The 15,431-nt window shown below is 66.7% G+C and carries 14 protein-coding genes; 3 read left to right on the top strand and 11 right to left on the bottom strand.

Going from position 1 to position 15,431, the window contains the following annotated elements; translation table 11 throughout:
- Nucleotides 1–255: 255 nt before the first annotated feature.
- On the top strand, nucleotides 256–708 hold the full coding sequence (locus tag AAC691_RS11315) for a cupin domain-containing protein (RefSeq protein WP_408906104.1): 453 nt from the start codon (nucleotides 256–258) through the stop codon (nucleotides 706–708).
- A 53-nt stretch (nucleotides 709–761) separates the two neighbouring features.
- On the opposite strand, the gene AAC691_RS11320 is transcribed toward AAC691_RS11315, so the two are convergent.
- Both AAC691_RS11320 and AAC691_RS11325 read right to left on the bottom strand, forming a co-directional pair.
- On the bottom strand, nucleotides 762–1,163 hold the full coding sequence (locus AAC691_RS11320) for a hypothetical protein (RefSeq protein WP_342626961.1): 402 nt from the start codon (nucleotides 1,161–1,163) through the stop codon (nucleotides 762–764).
- 63 nt (nucleotides 1,164–1,226) lie between these two features.
- Nucleotides 1,227–1,364, bottom strand: a complete 138-nt coding sequence (locus AAC691_RS11325; RefSeq protein WP_342626962.1) for a hypothetical protein — start codon at nucleotides 1,362–1,364, stop codon at nucleotides 1,227–1,229.
- Between the two features lie 185 nt (nucleotides 1,365–1,549).
- Here AAC691_RS11325 and AAC691_RS11330 point away from each other — a divergent pair, with 185 nt between their 5' ends.
- Nucleotides 1,550–2,062 (top strand): GNAT family N-acetyltransferase, encoded by a 513-nt coding sequence (locus tag AAC691_RS11330; protein WP_342626963.1) that lies wholly within the window; start codon nucleotides 1,550–1,552, stop codon nucleotides 2,060–2,062.
- 89 nt (nucleotides 2,063–2,151) lie between these two features.
- On the top strand, nucleotides 2,152–2,697 hold the full coding sequence (locus AAC691_RS11335; RefSeq protein WP_176640544.1) for a hypothetical protein: 546 nt from the start codon (nucleotides 2,152–2,154) through the stop codon (nucleotides 2,695–2,697).
- A gap of 26 nt (nucleotides 2,698–2,723) precedes the next feature.
- Here AAC691_RS11335 and AAC691_RS11340 read toward each other — a convergent pair whose 3' ends face one another.
- From AAC691_RS11340 to AAC691_RS11380, 9 genes are all read right to left on the bottom strand, one after another.
- Entirely contained in the window at nucleotides 2,724–3,431 is a 708-nt protein-coding gene (locus AAC691_RS11340) for a CBS domain-containing protein (RefSeq protein ID WP_176640545.1), read from the bottom strand.
- Nucleotides 3,432–3,600: 169 nt separating this feature from the next.
- Nucleotides 3,601–5,277 carry a SulP family inorganic anion transporter gene (locus AAC691_RS11345; protein WP_342630197.1) on the bottom strand — a complete coding sequence of 559 codons (1,677 nt, stop codon included), beginning with the start codon at nucleotides 5,275–5,277 and terminating at the stop codon, nucleotides 3,601–3,603.
- Nucleotides 5,278–5,360: 83 nt separating this feature from the next.
- A complete protein-coding gene (locus tag AAC691_RS11350) occupies nucleotides 5,361–6,806 on the bottom strand; it encodes a DUF2252 domain-containing protein (protein ID WP_342626964.1) in 1,446 nt (481 codons plus the stop codon).
- Nucleotides 6,807–7,004: 198 nt separating this feature from the next.
- Complete coding sequence (locus AAC691_RS11355; RefSeq protein ID WP_342630198.1) at nucleotides 7,005–8,786, bottom strand: alpha-glucosidase; 1,782 nt, start codon at nucleotides 8,784–8,786, stop codon at nucleotides 7,005–7,007.
- A gap of 206 nt (nucleotides 8,787–8,992) precedes the next feature.
- Complete coding sequence (locus AAC691_RS11360; protein ID WP_342626965.1) at nucleotides 8,993–9,508, bottom strand: cytochrome b/b6 domain-containing protein; 516 nt, start codon at nucleotides 9,506–9,508, stop codon at nucleotides 8,993–8,995.
- A 5-nt stretch (nucleotides 9,509–9,513) separates the two neighbouring features.
- On the bottom strand, nucleotides 9,514–10,317 hold the full coding sequence (locus AAC691_RS11365; protein ID WP_342626966.1) for a hypothetical protein: 804 nt from the start codon (nucleotides 10,315–10,317) through the stop codon (nucleotides 9,514–9,516).
- 54 nt (nucleotides 10,318–10,371) lie between these two features.
- Nucleotides 10,372–11,499, bottom strand: coding sequence for a hypothetical protein (locus AAC691_RS11370; protein ID WP_342626967.1), 1,128 nt, complete (start codon nucleotides 11,497–11,499; stop codon nucleotides 10,372–10,374).
- 24 nt (nucleotides 11,500–11,523) lie between these two features.
- The gene (locus AAC691_RS11375) at nucleotides 11,524–13,932 is read right to left on the bottom strand and encodes a TonB-dependent receptor domain-containing protein (protein WP_342626968.1); all 2,409 of its coding nucleotides are present in this window, start codon (nucleotides 13,930–13,932) and stop codon (nucleotides 11,524–11,526) included.
- A 154-nt stretch (nucleotides 13,933–14,086) separates the two neighbouring features.
- The gene (locus AAC691_RS11380; RefSeq protein ID WP_342626969.1) at nucleotides 14,087–15,424 is read right to left on the bottom strand and encodes an MFS transporter; all 1,338 of its coding nucleotides are present in this window, start codon (nucleotides 15,422–15,424) and stop codon (nucleotides 14,087–14,089) included.
- Nucleotides 15,425–15,431 lie beyond the last annotated feature (7 nt).

Below are 15,431 nucleotides of genomic sequence, written 5' to 3' on the forward strand. Positions count from 1 at the left end.
TTGATTCTAGTGTCTTTTCGATTCCGAAATTCGCTTGCGAATTTCGGAATCGGGACACTAGAGCAGATCCCGTTCAAACGGACTCGTTTGAACGGGTGAAGATGCTCGATGAAATAACAACCTGGAGCAGATCCTCACGCAAACCCGTGAACGGAATGGAGGATTTTTTAACCTGCGGCCCCTCCCCGCTCAGGCACCATCGTGGGCACCATCGCGTCCAGGAGGTCCCACATGACAGCACGCACCCGCATGGCCATGCGCGCCCTGCCATTCGCCCTACTATTCGCCCTACCATTCGCCATGACATCCCTGGCCGCCCCGGCCCACGCCCAGACGGTGGCCACCGGCCATCGCGACATCCTGCTGCAGGCCGATCATTCCTGGAACGGCACCGCCTACACCCATTACCCGACGACACGGCCGCAACTGACGATGATCCGCCTGATCATCCCGCCGCACACCGCCCTGCCCTGGCACGAACATCCGGTTCCCAATGCCGGCTACGTGCTCGAAGGCCAACTGACCATCACTGACCGCGAAACCGGAAAATCCCGGATATTCCATACCGGGGAATCCTTTGCCGAATCCGTGAACGACGTCCATCGCGGCGCGTCCGGCGACACACGCACGGTGCTGCTCATCACGTATTCCGGCACCCCCGGCACCCCGACCTCGATCCCGGCAAAGGGCGAGAAACCGGAATATTGACGCCCCGTCCGGCGGACATGCGCTCCACCCGCCGGCTCCCGCTCGCCGGTCATTTACCGTTCCGGCTGGACGAAATGCGCCGGATGGCCGCCGCCCCCATGGGCCATCCCAGCATGGGCCGCCCCTCCATGGACCATATCGCCATGGACCATATCACCATGGGTCATGCCACCGTGCATGAAGGGACGTCCCACCATGCCACGATGTTCGAACCGTTCGAACCGCTCATGCTCGCGCGGCACGATGACCACGAACGGCCCGGAACCATAAGGCCAATACCCGTAAGAATAGTACCCGTACGGCCAGTACCCGTACGACCAATATCCCGGCACCCCCTCATAAGTCGCTGCATCATAATTGTACCAGACCGTCTCCGGCCCATTCTCCGCACAGGCGGCCAAGCCGGCCATCAGCGCGAGGCACAGCGCCGCGCGCAAGGACCGCTTCTTCATCATGCTTTCCAAAAAACGGGCATTCCCGATGCCCGAACCACCACCCTCAAGCCACCGGGGCGTCCGCTAGCCCAGGAACAGCAACAGGATCACGCAGCCGATGGTAAACAGGATCAACAACGCCATGCCGACCTGATCGAGCATGGACGGCACCGCCCGCCGTTCCCATTTGAACGCGCGATGCGGCTCCATAAGTTGCAACACGGCCAACCTCCCCAGCCCGAGATACGGCCGAGATGTAATCCACACCCCGCGCCGTTAAAGATCCGCCCCCCGGCATCACGCGAAAGAGACAAGAGAACCGCCGGGATTTCGAAAAACCCGAATGGAATCGCAACGTCGTTCACGCCGCGCTTGACACCGGCCACGGCGGCTGATGGCATCACGCCATGATCGAAACATCCCGGCTGATCCTGCGCCCGCACCGCATCGCGGATTTCGAAGACTGGTACGCGATGTTCCGCGACCGCGACCTGTTCCGCTTCATCTCCGCCCCGGCCCCCACGCGTGAGGACGCATGGAATCGCCTGCTGCGCTATGCCGGCCATTGGGCGTTGCTGGGCTACGGCCTGTTCGCGGTCACCGACCGCGCCGACGGCCGCTTCCTGGGCGAGGTCGGACTGGCCGATTTCCATCGCGGCCTCGGACCGGACTTCGACGGCGTACCCGAGGCCGCATGGATCATGACCCGCGCCACCCACGGGCGCGGCCTGGCGCAGGAAGCCGTCCGCGCCGCCCACGACTGGCTGGCGCGCACCCACGCGCCGGCACGCACGGTCTGCCTCATCCAGCCCGACAATGCCCCATCCCTGCGCCTGGCCCAGCATCTCAGCTACCGGATCTTCGGCCGGACGACCTATCGCGACGTGCCCTGCCTGATGCTGGATCGTCCCGGGCGCTGACCGCCCGACGCCTCCTCCGGCCGCCATGCAACCGCCATGCGCGCCGATGGTTATGCCCCGACACGGCCGAGACCAAAAAGAAGGCGCACATGATCATTCTGGCGACCATTCCCCTGTCGCGCATGCGCGTCACGCCCGACCTTCTGGCCACGCCGGTCGGCACGCTCCTGGTCACCTCGGAAACCGGCTCGGACACCCAGCGGATCGTGGTGCGCACCCGCCTGCTGCAGGACAGGAAGCCGCGCCCCGGCCTGATGATGCTGCAGGGCGACGCCGCCGGCTATTTCGTGCCCGACGAGCAATGCAACGCCTTCGTCCGCCATGCGATCGACGCCACCGAACTCCTCACCCCGGTGCTGAAGGACATCGTCCCCGGCTTCCGCCATGCCGAACATGCCTGCCTGCGCGGCGACATATGGCACCTGCGCGACGAGGTCGGGACCCTGTTCACCGGCATCGCCGCCGGCTCCGCGCTGATCGAAACCGCCATCACCGGCTATGCCCGCATCCTGGAAGGGCATATCGGCGACATCGTGCCCGCCACCCGCCTCGCCTATCTGGGCCGCCTGGGGTTCACCGCCCTCTCCAGCACCTCCAGCGCCCCTACCGTCAGCGCCCTCGCCGTCGGTTCCTGACCCGGCACCGCCAGGCGCCGTGCCGCTCAGATGGACATCGGCATGGCCGCATCCGTCATCGGCTGCACCGCGACCAGATGATCCTCGACCGCCACCACGCCGCGGGTATTTTCCGCCGCCACGCGGGCGGCCGTGCGCAGCCGCTCGTCCATGATGGTGCCGGTCAGTTCGACCACGCCATTCTGCACGCTGACATGCACGAAATCCTCGCCCGCCCATTTGGCCTGGCGCTGAAATTCCGCGACGATCTCCTGCTCGATCTCGGCATCCGTCGCCGCACCCGGCTCCCGCGGCACCGTCCGCAGCAGGGCGCGCAGCACATCCGCCCGGGACAGGATTCCCACCACCCGGCCATCCTCCACCACCGGCAGGCGCTTCACCCGGCGGCTGCTCATCACGTCCACCGCCTCGCGCAGGCTGGCGTCCGGGGCGATCGTCACCGGCTCGTCCGTCATCACGTCGGCCACGTGACGGCTGTGGGTATGCACATATTCCGCCGCCGCCCGCCCGGGCGAGCGCAGCAATTCGCCCAGCCAGGAATGGCTGGGCTCGGTCTCCAGCTCGCTGCGCCGCAACAGGTCGCCCTCGGTCAGCATGCCCAGCAGCGCGCCGTCCTCGGCGATGACCGGCAAGCCGCTGACCCCGCGCGACAACATCACCGACATCGCCTTGTCGATCGTATCGGTCGGCGCGATTCCGATGACCGAAGATGTCATGATGTCCCTGGCAAGCATGACACGCCTCCCCTCCAGACAATGATGCCGGGGCAGATGTTCACCCCCGCCCCGCCCCGCAAGCCCGCCGCTCCGGGGCGATACGCCGCGCCGCGCCAGGTCGTGCGAATGTGATGGCCCCGGCCCCCGATGACCCCGGACCACGACGGCCCCGCCCCCGCGCGCGGGATCACGTCCGCGCCGGCGCGCCCTCGGCGCCGGCCCGGACGATCTCCCGTGCCGCCGCCAGCGCCGGATGCAGCGACGCGAAATTGGCATGCGGGTCCTCAGCCGCGATGATCCGATGCCGCTCCATGTCGGCGCGCAGATAGGGGCTGACCCGCCCGAACAGCACCGACACGCCCTGCCCGCGCAATTCGGCCAGCAGGTCGCGCAGCGCCCCGGCCGCCGAAAAATCGATGTCGGTGATCGCGCTGGCATCCACCACCAGGCAGCGCACCGGCACGGGTGCGTGGTCGACCAGCAGATGCACGTCGTCGGTGAAGCGCGCGCAATTGGCATAGAACAGGTCGGCGCCGAAGCGATAGGCTACCAGGCCGGGCGCGATCTGCCCGTCCGCCGTCACCGGCGCCGGCTCCAGTTGCCCCGTCTCCGGGTCCTGGCGCAGCACCATCGTATGCGGGCGATAGGAATGGCGCACATGGCGAAACAGCGACAGCGCGATCGCCAGGAAGATCCCCTGCTCCACCCCGATCCCGACCACCGCGGCGGCGGTCATCATGGCCAGGCGGAACTCCCCCGGACTTTCGCGCCGGATCGCCCACATCGCCCGCCAGTCGATCATGCCGATCGCCACCGTGAAGACGATCGCGGCCAGCACGCAGCGCGGCAGGTCGCGCAACGGCCCCGTCAGCATCAGCAGCACCAGCAGGGTCGCCAGCGCGAAGACGATCTGCGCCCGCTGGCTGCGCGCGCCCGCCCGCACCGCCATCGCCGTCTGGGTCGGGCTGCCGTTGACGACGAAGGCCCCGCTCAACGCCGCCGCCGCGTTGGCGGCACTCAGGCCCAGTATGTCGGCATTCTCGTCCAGGGTGTCATGGAACCGCAGGGCGAAGGCCCGCGCGGTGGCCGCGCTCTGCGCGATGACGACGAAGACGCAGGACATCGCCGCCGGCAGCAGCCCGATCGCCTCGTTCCAGTTCACGTCCGGCACGCCGAAAGCCGGCAACCCGCCCGCGATCGGCCCGATCACCGCCACCCCGCGCCCCGCCAGGCCGAACGCCCGGCTGGCCGCGATTCCCCCGATCACCGCCACCATCGCCAGCGGCGCCCGCGGCGCCAGCCTGTCGCCCGCCAGCAATATCGCCGCCACCAGGGCCGAGATCGCGGCGGTCAGCCCCTGCGCCCGCGGCAGCGCCCGCGCCACCTGCACCAGTTGCAGCAACGGGTCATGGGCCGGCGCCGCCACCCCCAGCATGTCGCGGCTCATGGCGATGCCCACCTGCACCCCCACCCCGGCCAGAAACCCGACCAGCACGGTGCGCGAGAAAAAATCCGCCAGGAACCCCAGCCGAAACAGCCGCGCCACCAGCAGGAACCCCGCGCACAGCAGGGTCAGCATCCCCACCAGCGCCACGTAATGTGGACTGCCCGGCGCGGCCATCGGCGCCAGCGCGCTCGAGAAGATCGCCGCCGTCGCCGAATCCGCCGCCACCACCAGGTGGCGCGACGATCCCAGCACGGCGAACGCGACCAGCGGCAGCAGAACGGTATACAGGCCCGTGACGGCCGGCATGACCGCGATGCGCGTATAGCCCAGCACCTGCGGAATGTTCATCGAGGCCAGGGTCAGCCCCGCCAGCGCGTCCTTCGCCCAGGCGACCCGCATCTCTCCGGCGGCCCGCATCCCCCCGGAGCCCCGCGCCGCCAGGCCCCGCATCAGGTGCGTCAATCGCGCCCCCAGCATCCCCATCGTCCCCGGGCCGCCGGTCAGGCGGCCCCGGACCAGGCGGGCAGCCGTCCAGCCGCGATCGCCTCCTTGAACAGGCTCCAGTCCCGGCGCGTCTGCTCGGCATACAGCACCGAGAACGCGCCGATCGCCTCGGCGAAAGCCCGCCCCCGGCCCAGATAGGCCGACAGCATCACCACGTCGCCGGTGCGCGCGTGCGCCCGCGCCAGGGTACGGCCGCACAGCGGCGCGTAATCCGGCAGCGAATCCGCGACGAACTCGGCGCCCACCGCCGCCAGCCGCGTATCCTTCACCCGGCGGACATAGAATTGCCGCCCCGCCCCCGATAATGAATGGCTCAAGGAATGGCCCGACGAACGGACGATATCCTCCGCCTCGTCCTGCTCGGCACTGTGGGTCCAGCCTAGGAACGCATCGGCCGCCGCCTGCATGATGCGCTGGCCCGTCACCACCCGCTGCCCCTGGTTGCGGAAATTCGACGCCCCGGCGAACGGCGCCAGCACCGAATCCTGCGCCTCCTTGATCTGCAGCAGCAGCGTGTCGCCGTCCGCGGTGGCGAACAGGCCGATGGCGCAGAACGTCCCCACGCTGCCCACCCCGACGACCTTGAAGATCACATCCCGCAGCCGATAGCGCGACAGCAGGATCCCGCGCTCGGGCGGCTGGGTGGCGACATAGCGGGCAAAGGCCCCCCGCACCGCGTCGTCATTCTCCGGCAGGCGCATCACCAGCGGCGGCTTCTCGCGCAGCGAAGGCGCCCCCCGGTCGTCGGCCACCAGCCCGAAATGAAGCGTCGCGCTCTCCAGCCGCGCCTCCAGCAGCGCGCGCACCCGCCGCCGCGCCTTCCGGTCGGAAAAATCGTCGATCGCCGCCATCAGGTCGATCCGATTGGTCCAGATCTCCATCGGCGTCAGCGGCGCCAGACGCTCCATCTCCCCCGCATAGGCCCGCGCCGCCGCCTCGGCCAGGCCGCGCGCCTTGTCCTCCGACAGCCCCGCCTCCAGCCCCGCCAGCACCAGCGAGGCCCCCAACCGCTTGATATCCCATTCGAACGGCGCGGGCAGCGTCTCGTCGAAATCGTTGAGGTCGAAAACCGGCTGCCCCTCGGGCGAGGCATAGCTGCCGAAATTCGCCAGATGGCAATCCCCGCAGCTCTGCACGCGCGGCCCGGCCCAGGCGGTATGCGCCAGGTCCGCCGCCATCACCGCCGCCGCCCCGCGCAGGAACGCGAACGGCGAGGCCGCCATGCGCGCATAGCGCACCGGCAGCAGGCTGGCGATCCGCCCGGCGCCCTGACGCTCCAGGATCGCCACCGGGTCGCCCCGGTCGCCGGCCGGCGCCCATTCCGCATGGCCCCGGCGCGGCAACGTCTTGCGCAGGGCCATGCCCCTGGCATGACGCTCTTCGCGGGTGGCAAGAGCCCCGTTGGGATTCAGGGCAGGCAGATCGGCATGATACACGCTCATGGCCGCATCTTTGACCGCTTGCACCTCGGCCGTCACGCCCCAAAATCGTGCGGCGCCCCGGCCGCATCCCCCCTGCCGACCAGTCCTTTCAGCCCTAGAGCATCATCCGACCGGATGGACTCATCCGGTCGGATAAAGATGCTCATTAAAACAAAGAGCTAGAGCCATATCCGTGAACCATTGTGAATGGATATGGCTCTAGCCGGGCCGCACCGCGTAGATCACGCTCTCCCACGGCCGCAGCGCCAGCACCCCGCCCACAGCCGCCGCCGGGTGCGGCAGGTTGCCGATCAGCACCCGCTCCGCCGCCATGCCGTCCGGCAGCGCATAGCGCGCCGCCGCATCCGAAAAATTCAGCACCACCAGCGCCGCCCCGGCCTCATCCCGCCGCAGATAGGCATAGAGGCCCCCGGTGCGGCCCCCCGGACGGTCCACATCCCCCTGCCGCCCCTCCGGACTCACGTCCTGGTAACGTCCCGTCGCCAGGCAGGACTGCGCGCGACGCAAGGCGATCATCCGCCGATAGAAGGACAGGACCGACCCCGCCACCCCCTGCTGGGCCGCGACATTGACCCGCACATGGTCGGGATTGACCGCCAGCCACGGCACCCCGGTGGTAAAGCCCGCATGCGCCGACCCGTCCCATTGCATCGGCGTGCGCGCATTGTCCCGGCTGCTCTGCGCCAGATTGGCCAGATAGGTCGCCGCCGGCACCCGCCCGGACAGCACCTCGTCGCGCCAGCCTTGATGCGCGGCCACGTCGCGATACTGGTCGATGGCGGTGAACGGATAATTGGCCATGCCGATTTCCTGGCCCTGATAGATGAAGGGCGTACCCTTCAGCGACAGCAGCATCGTCGCCAGCAGCATGGCCGACCGCTCGCGGAATTCCGGCCGCGCCGAACCATAGCGCGACACCGCCCGCGGAAAATCGTGATCCTCCAGATAGACCAGCGGCCAGACATGCGGATCGTCGTCGAACGCATTGTCGGCATTGAAGGCGCGCATCGCCTCCAGCCGCCACGGCGTCTTGCGCCAGCCCCTGATGTCCTGCAACTGCAGGTCGAACCGAAAGGCCGAATTCAGCCCGCCGCGCCGGTCGTCGGTCATCGCGGCAATGGCCGCGTGCGGCGCGCCCCACGCCTCGCCCACCGTATACAGGTCGGTCCCGGCAAAGACATGCGTGTACATGTCGTGCAGATACCCCTCCAGGCGCGGCCCGATCTCGGCGAACGCGCCCGAACCCGCCCGCTGCGCCGGCGTCAAGTCGCGCATCGCCGACGGCTTGGCCAGGCTGGTAATGGCATCGAAACGGAACCCGCTGACCCCCTTCGCCGCCCAGAAGCGCAGGATATCGTACAACGCCGCCCGGACCTTCGGATTCTCCCAATTCAGGTCGGGCTGCTTGGCCACGAAGGTATGCAGGTAATATTGCCCCGTCCGCGCGTCGAACTGCCAGGCCGGACCGCCGAACGCCGCCTGCCAGTCGGTGGGCGGTCCGCCGTCGCGCCCGTCGCGCCAGATATAGAAATCGCGATACGGGTCGTCCCGCGACTGCCGGCTCCGCACGAACCATTCATGCTCGTCGCTGGTATGGTTGAACACCATGTCCAGGATGACATGGATGCCCCGCGCCCGCGCGCGCGACAGAAACAGGTCGAAATCCGCCATCGTGCCGAAATCGGGCATGATCCTGCGATAATCCCGCACATCATACCCGTTGTCGGCATTGGGCGAATCGAAACAGGCCGCGACCCACACCGCATCGACGCCCAGGTCGGCCAGATGATCGACCCGCGCGGCCATGCCGCGAAAATCGCCGATCCCGTCCCCGTTCCCGTCCTGGAAGGACCGGGGATAGATCTCATAGGCCACCGCCCGCTTCCACCACGGCACGGCCGCCCCCCGCGCCGCCCGCACCCCCGCCGGCGCCAGCAGCAGGGACGCCCCCAGTTTCGCGACATCCCTTCGCGATATCACCAAATTCTTCGTCCTCCGGTCCTATGGAGCCAACCGTGAAAGTCTCTTCTTTTTCTGAAGAAAAAGAAGCAAAAAGACTTTTATTCGTTTTGGAGCTTTGCGCGCTCCCAGCACATTCTCTCAAATGTCCAAAAGTTTTTTGGTTCTTTTTTTCAAAAAAGAACAAGACGCACCCGCCACCCCCATCCTTGCGCGCCCGCAAGCACTCACCACATCCGCCGCACCACCCCGTCCCGCCGGACCAGCCCATGCCACGCCGCCGCCAACCCATGTATGCCGATCAGCGCCAGAAAGACATAGGCCACGACATGGCTGTGGATCCTGCTGGCCAGGTCGACCACCGCCGGATTCCGCGCCGCCGGGGCCGGCAAGGTCCAGAACGCGATTTTCGCCGACGCCCCGAACAGCGCCCAGAGCAGGCCGAAGACCGGCAGCATCAGCAGGAACCCGTAAAACACGCCATGCAGCATCCGCGCCGGACGCGCCGTCCCGCCCGCCTTGCGCAGCCCCAGCCGCAGCCCCAACCGCAGCAGCGTCAGCCCGAAGACCGCGCATCCGGCCAATTCATGGCTCTGCAGCCAGAATTTCCGGATCGCGCTGCCATGCGCACTTCCCTCGCGCAGCCAGTTCGTCGCGAACAGACACGCCACCAGCCCCGCCGTCAGCCAGTGCACCGCCCGCAGCGCGGGCGGATGCCGCTCCGCCTCACCGAGGAATCGCACCCCGCTCATTTCACCAGCGGGACGCCCAGCACGTCATTGCCCTCGGTATGGAACGCATGGACATGGTCGATCAGCGGCTTGAAATTCGGATCCCGCGCCAGTTCGGCCCGCACCTTGGCCATTTCCGCGTCCCGCTGCCCCAGCGCGGCCAGGTCGCGATATTGCAGCAGCAGCAATTCGTCCCACCGGTCGCCGGAATCATAGCGGTTGGTATACATCCGATAGCTGATCAACGCCTTGTCGTGGATCCAGCCATGCATCTGCGGCAGCCCGTACCCCTTGAAGGAAACGTCCCACTTCTTCCAGTTCTCGTCGTTCCCCACAGTGTAGTTGATGATGTAATAGATCCCCCGGTTCGGATCGCCGCCCCCCTCGGTCCAGCGCAGATCCAGCGAATAGGTCTGCACCGGCCGGGCCAGCGCCAGCCCCGCCGCATCCAGCCCGCCCGGCGCGGTCTGCTCGATCGCCTGCCACTGCCCCACCTGGGCATAGGACGGAAACTCCAGCAGGGCCGCGGCATCCCAGGTCTCGGAATCCACATAGGGATTATACAGGATCTGGTAATTCTTCAGCACGCCGCCCTTCTTCCACGCGGCCAGCCGGTCCAGTTCGCGATCCAGCAGATAGCGGCGAAAGGCCGGCCGGTCCGCCGGCTTGGCCCGATAGAAGATCGCCAGCGTGGTCGGCCCGTCCTGATGGATTTCATCGGCCCGGGCGGACGAGACCGCAGACCACATGGCGGGCGACGCGACAGACGCCGCCAGTCCGGCGACACACGCCAGGGCCCGCATCCGTAATATCCAGCTCATGAACAACCTCGTGATGTTTTTGTGTTTACGTACAAGGGAAAGACCTGGCCGTTTCTATTCGACGGGCCGGAATATCATCACCTTCGCATAGTCGGTCGGAAAACCCAGATGCGGCACCGAGACGAACAGGCGATCCGCCACCGGGTCGAAATAGCTGGTCTTGGCCATCACCGACGTCTCCACATCGTCGGCCTTCCGATACTGCCCGCCCGACCGCCCACCCGGGCCCGAAACGCCCGAGGCGGCGTCATCCGGGGTATAGACATAGGTCTCCACCACCCCGTCGCCCGAGGAATCGACGATCCGCCGCCGCTTCTCGTCCAGCCACAGACTGTCGATCCACCCGCGCGACGGCAGCACCTTGCTGACCGCCCCCGTCTTCAGGTCGAACGCGACGATCACCCCGCGCATCGAACTGTTGCGGCAGGCGACGAACAGACGGTTCCAGGCGCGCGACAGGGCGACCGACATGTTCCTGCCGCAGGACGGCACCGCCCATTGCGCCGCGATCCGCCCGCTTTTCAGGTCGATAACCGCCAGCGCGGCCTTCATCGGCAGGTTCAGATACATCCGCCCCTCCGCATGATCGATCACTCCCTGCTCCAGCACCGGGGTCGGAAAAACCCAGTCCGCCACCACCCGGTCCAGGTCGGTGTCGATCACCGACAGATGCGCCGTCGCCTCGCCCGCATCGTCGCCGCCATTGGCGACATAGATCCGTCTCTTGTCCTGCGGGTCATAGACGACGCCATCCACCCCCGGCCGCAGCGCGATGGTCTTCAGGTGCGCATAGCTGGCGCCGTCATACACCTCGATTTTTCCCGCCCCGTCCGACACATAAAGCCGGTCCGTATCGCCGCGATAGACCACGCCGTGCGGGTTGCCGAATCCGGGAATCACCTTGATCACCTTGTCCGATTCGTAATCGGACACCACCACCTCCTTGCTGGCCTGCATGGTCGTGAAGACGCGGTGCCGCCGCGTATCCGTCGTCACGTAATCCGAATAGGGCCCGCTTTTGACGTCCGGAAACGCGACTTCCCCCGCCAGGCGCCAGGCGGCATCCCGTCTCGCGGCAAAGGCAGGTCCGGCGGGGGCGGCCCACCCCGCCGGCCCCACCCCTGCCACGCCGGCCAGCATTCCCAGCGCCACCCTCAGCCCAATGGACGATTTCCGCATCATGCCTTCTCCTCTCTCCCCTATGGCTCAGAACGAGGTCGAAATCGTGCCCAGCATGGCAAAGCCGGGTCCGACATAGTACGACGCGCTGCCCGCCGCGATCTTGCCGCCATAGATGCCACGCGCGCCCCTGGCGGTCGCCACCGGGCTCGCCACGCCCGACAGGTAATGCGCATCCCCGACATTGATGAAGTTCAGCCGGAATTCCGGACGCTTCAGCCATCCCCAATCCGACCCGCGCACCCCCACGCTCATATTGACGTTGGTATAGGCGGGCATCTTCTCGTCATCCATGAAGGTCGAATATTGCGACGCGATATGTTTCAGGTTCATGTCGCCGAAGAACATGCCATCATCATAGGCCAGGCCCAGCGCCGCCTGCCATTTCGGGCTGCGCACCGCGATCTTCCCGGCCGACGGCAGGTAATCCACCAGGCCGCTGGTCGCGATCGCGCGGATATTATTGTCCTCGGTGGCGTGCAGATACTCGCCCGAGACATAGGCCGTCACGTGATGGAACGGCCTGGTCGCCACCTCGCCGTCCACGCCGCGATTGGTCTGGCCACCGCCGCTGACCGTGCCCGAAATCTGGTTGGCGTTGATGATGGTCACGATCTGGCGGTTGGTGATGTTGGTGTTGAAGAAGGTGACCGACGCCAGCACCGGCCCGTTATAGCGATAGCCCACCTCCTCGCCGATCGCATATTCGTCCGGCCCCGCGGCGCCCTGATGGGCGATATGCCCGTTATTGATGTTATAGGAGGTAAACAGATTGTTCCCCGGCGAAACTCGGAAATTCGTCGTCGCGTCGATGAAGAACTGATGCGTGTCGTTCAGCCGCCAGTTCAGCGACACGCGCGGCAGCGGATGCGCGCTGTTGGCATGGACATAGGCCGTGCCCGGAATCTGGTTCTGGGCATCGCGGCTCATCATCACCTCCTTGAACCCCGCATACAGATCCAGGTGATCGGGAATCAGGCCGATCTTCTCGGACACGTACAGCGCATTGGTCTGCGTCGTGATGTTGCCGAGCTGGTTGGACAGCCGCACCCCGTTGGCGAAGGTGATCGCCTTCTCCCCGGTCGGATCGGGCGCGATCCCGTTCGCGCCGACCCCCTGGTAGAAATAATCCATATGCCCGTTGTCGAAATTGTACCAATAGCCGAACAGCGTCTCCGACCGCCCGTAATGCGCGGTCAGAAAGGTGTTGAACCCGGCATAGGTATCCTGGATCACGTTTGTGCTGATGGCGTTGAACTGGGTATGCGCGGCGTTGGTCGGCGCAAAGCCCAGATTCTCCGGATAGAAACTGCGGCCGTAGTAATTCCCCGCCACGTTCAGCAGCGTCCCGGCCGGCGCATAGCCCCGCGCCCAGGACATATAGGGCGTGACGTTCAGGCGCAGATGCCGCGTCAGCCGCAGGTCCGACGGCATGCTGACGACGATCGCCTGCCACACATTGATGAAGTTCTTGTAATAGGTCGTCTGCCCCGGGGTATAGGTGCCCGGATAATTGTAGTTCACCCCCTGCTTCAGCCATTGCGCCATCGTCGGCTGGGTATAGGCCGATTTCAGCAGATCGTTATAGGTCACCGCCAGGCTGGTATGGCTGTCGGCGGACCAGTCCTTGACGGCCTTGAAATCGACGTGCCGCCGGTGGTTCGGCCCCAGGCCGCGCCAGTTCCGCACCATCATGTCGGAGAACGAGATATAGGCCTTCACCCCGCTATGACCGATATAGCCGCTATCCAGCCGCACGAACTCGCGATGCATGTCGAAACTGCCATAGCTCGCATCGAACGCGCCGCCGAAATTGTCCGCCGGATCGCGCATGCCCGCCCGCAGCAATCCCCCCACCTCGCTGAAGGTCGGGTCCTGGATCTCCGACGCCCCCTGGGCGAAGGAAATCCGCGCCATGTTCTCCGAATCCGCCCAGGCCGTGGTGTTCGGGTTGCCGGTCAGCGAGAAATTCAACGGCACCGATTCGAAGATATAGCCGATCTCCGGCTGGTCCACGCCGCGCGACGACATGTCCGCCTGGTCGGTGGCCGACATCGGATCGGCCGCGGCGAAATTCACCCCCGGCATCATGGAGACAAGCGTCAGCGCGGTGGCGCTCGGGCTCTGCCGTCCGATATAGGCCTGCGTCACCGCGCTGATCGCCTTGGGCGCGGTCTCGCGCGACATCAATCCGCCGCCCGTGTGGCGATAAATGGCGCCCCGCACATCGACTTCCTCGACCGAAGGCGCAACCCGCGCCCCCGTCCCCGTCCCGGCCGGATTTCCGGACGGCACCTTCTTCACCGCCGGTGCGGCCGGGGCCGCGCTGCCGGGCGGGGGCTGGCTCGCCCCCCGGGCCGGCCCGGCCGGCGCCATCGCGGCGGTGGTCACAAGGGTGGCCGCAATCGTGGTGGCCAGCAACTGGTCTTTGCGCATCGCTCTCTCCTGCATCACGAACAAGGTCATTTAATTGTTATATCGTAACATTTTAACGTTCCGGCCGGCGCGTGCCCCAGAGCGCATGCCCCAGAGCGCGTGCCCCAAAGCCCATGCCCGCTACCGGGACTCAGTCCGGATCACGGCCCGTCCGTCACGCGCCCGAACGGGCACATTCGGCGCCACGCATCCGCGGCCGCCGCGCGGGCAGGCTGGCCAGCGCCGCCAATCCCATCAGCACCCCGCCCAGCACGAAGAAGGACGGCGCGATCTTCAGCCCCGACACCCGGACCAGCCAGGTGACGATGAACTGCGCAAAGCCGCCGACCAGCAGCACCACCACATTGTTCATCACCGCCAGCGCCGTCGCCCGCGCCTCGCGCGACACCAGCTCGACCAGAAAGGTGCAGTAGGTGCCGAGGAACATGCCGCTGGTGACCGACAGCGCGATCTGCACCACCACCAGCCGGGCGATCGACGGCGCGGCCACCAGCCAGGCATAGAGCGGCAGGGTCATGACGGCATAAAGCAGCAGCGACGCCGTCATGATCGTCCGCCTGTCATACAGGTCGGACAGATAGCCGCTGAACGGCACCACCAGCACCATCGCGCCCGCCGCGACCAGTTGCACCTGATAGGAATGGGCCATCGGCAGGTGCAGGATCGTCGTGGCATAGGTCACGACATAGGCATAGATGATATAGAACGACACCGTGCTGGCCGCGACCAGCCCCATCCCGGTCAGGATCTGCCGCCGCTGCCCCAGCAGGCTGGCCAGCGCGGTGCCCGCCGAGGCGCCGGCATCCGCCGCGAACGCACCCGCATGCCGCCGGGCCGCCCCCAGGCGCCGCAGCACGAACACCAGCGGCAGGATCGCCAGGCCGAACAGGAACGGAATACGCCAGGCATAGGCATAAAGCTGCGCATGGCTGAACAGGGTCGTGACGGCATATCCCAGCGCCGCCCCCATGATCTGCGCCAGCACCTGTCCCGTCATCTGCCACGACCCGAAGAAACCCCGCCGCCCCGGCGGCGCCATCTCGATCAGGCTGGTGGTCGAGGTCGCGAACTCGCCGCCCACCGAAAACCCCTGCAGCAGGCGCGCCACGACCACGATCGCCACCGACACGATTCCCCCGGTGCGATAGGGCGGCGCGAAGGCCATCAACGCCATCGCCGCCGCCATGATCACCATGCCCAGCACCATCGCCCGCTGATGCCCATGGCGGTCGCCATACAGCCCCAGCACGATCCCCCCCAGCGGGCGCGTCACGAATCCCACCCCGAACAGCGCGGTGGTCAACAGCACGACGGTCGCCTCGCCCAGTTGCGCCTTCGGAAGGAACAGCGCGCTGATCACCGGCGTCATGAAACCGAAGGCACCGAAATCGTACCATTCGAAGGCATTGCCCGAAATGGCGGCCAGCACGGCCAGCCCCCGGCCACCCTGCCTTCCGCCACCCGGTTTCTCGTTATCCGACGTCGCTCTCATAACCCCA

The organism is Nguyenibacter vanlangensis (genome assembly GCF_038719015.1).
GTDB lineage: Bacteria > Pseudomonadota > Alphaproteobacteria > Acetobacterales > Acetobacteraceae > Gluconacetobacter > Gluconacetobacter vanlangensis.

What these genes read in the sequence shown, in the direction of transcription:
- AAC691_RS11330 (WP_342626963.1), top strand. Translation starts at nt 1,550, where the DNA reads ATGATCGAAACATCCCGGCTGATCCTGCGCCCGCACCGCATCGCGGAT.
- AAC691_RS11315 (WP_408906104.1), top strand. Translation starts at nt 256, where the DNA reads ATGCGCGCCCTGCCATTCGCCCTACTATTCGCCCTACCATTCGCCATG.
- AAC691_RS11345 (WP_342630197.1), bottom strand. Translation starts at nt 5,277, where the DNA reads ATGCGGGCCGCCGGAGAGATGCGGGTCGCCTGGGCGAAGGACGCGCTG.
- AAC691_RS11350 (WP_342626964.1), bottom strand. Translation starts at nt 6,806, where the DNA reads ATGAGCGTGTATCATGCCGATCTGCCTGCCCTGAATCCCAACGGGGCT.
- AAC691_RS11370 (WP_342626967.1), bottom strand. Translation starts at nt 11,499, where the DNA reads ATGATGCGGAAATCGTCCATTGGGCTGAGGGTGGCGCTGGGAATGCTG.
- AAC691_RS11375 (WP_342626968.1), bottom strand. Translation starts at nt 13,932, where the DNA reads ATGCGCAAAGACCAGTTGCTGGCCACCACGATTGCGGCCACCCTTGTG.
- AAC691_RS11340 (WP_176640545.1), bottom strand. Translation starts at nt 3,431, where the DNA reads ATGCTTGCCAGGGACATCATGACATCTTCGGTCATCGGAATCGCGCCG.
- AAC691_RS11320 (WP_342626961.1), bottom strand. Translation starts at nt 1,163, where the DNA reads ATGATGAAGAAGCGGTCCTTGCGCGCGGCGCTGTGCCTCGCGCTGATG.
- AAC691_RS11335 (WP_176640544.1), top strand. Translation starts at nt 2,152, where the DNA reads ATGATCATTCTGGCGACCATTCCCCTGTCGCGCATGCGCGTCACGCCC.
- AAC691_RS11380 (WP_342626969.1), bottom strand. Translation starts at nt 15,424, where the DNA reads ATGAGAGCGACGTCGGATAACGAGAAACCGGGTGGCGGAAGGCAGGGT.
- AAC691_RS11365 (WP_342626966.1), bottom strand. Translation starts at nt 10,317, where the DNA reads ATGAGCTGGATATTACGGATGCGGGCCCTGGCGTGTGTCGCCGGACTG.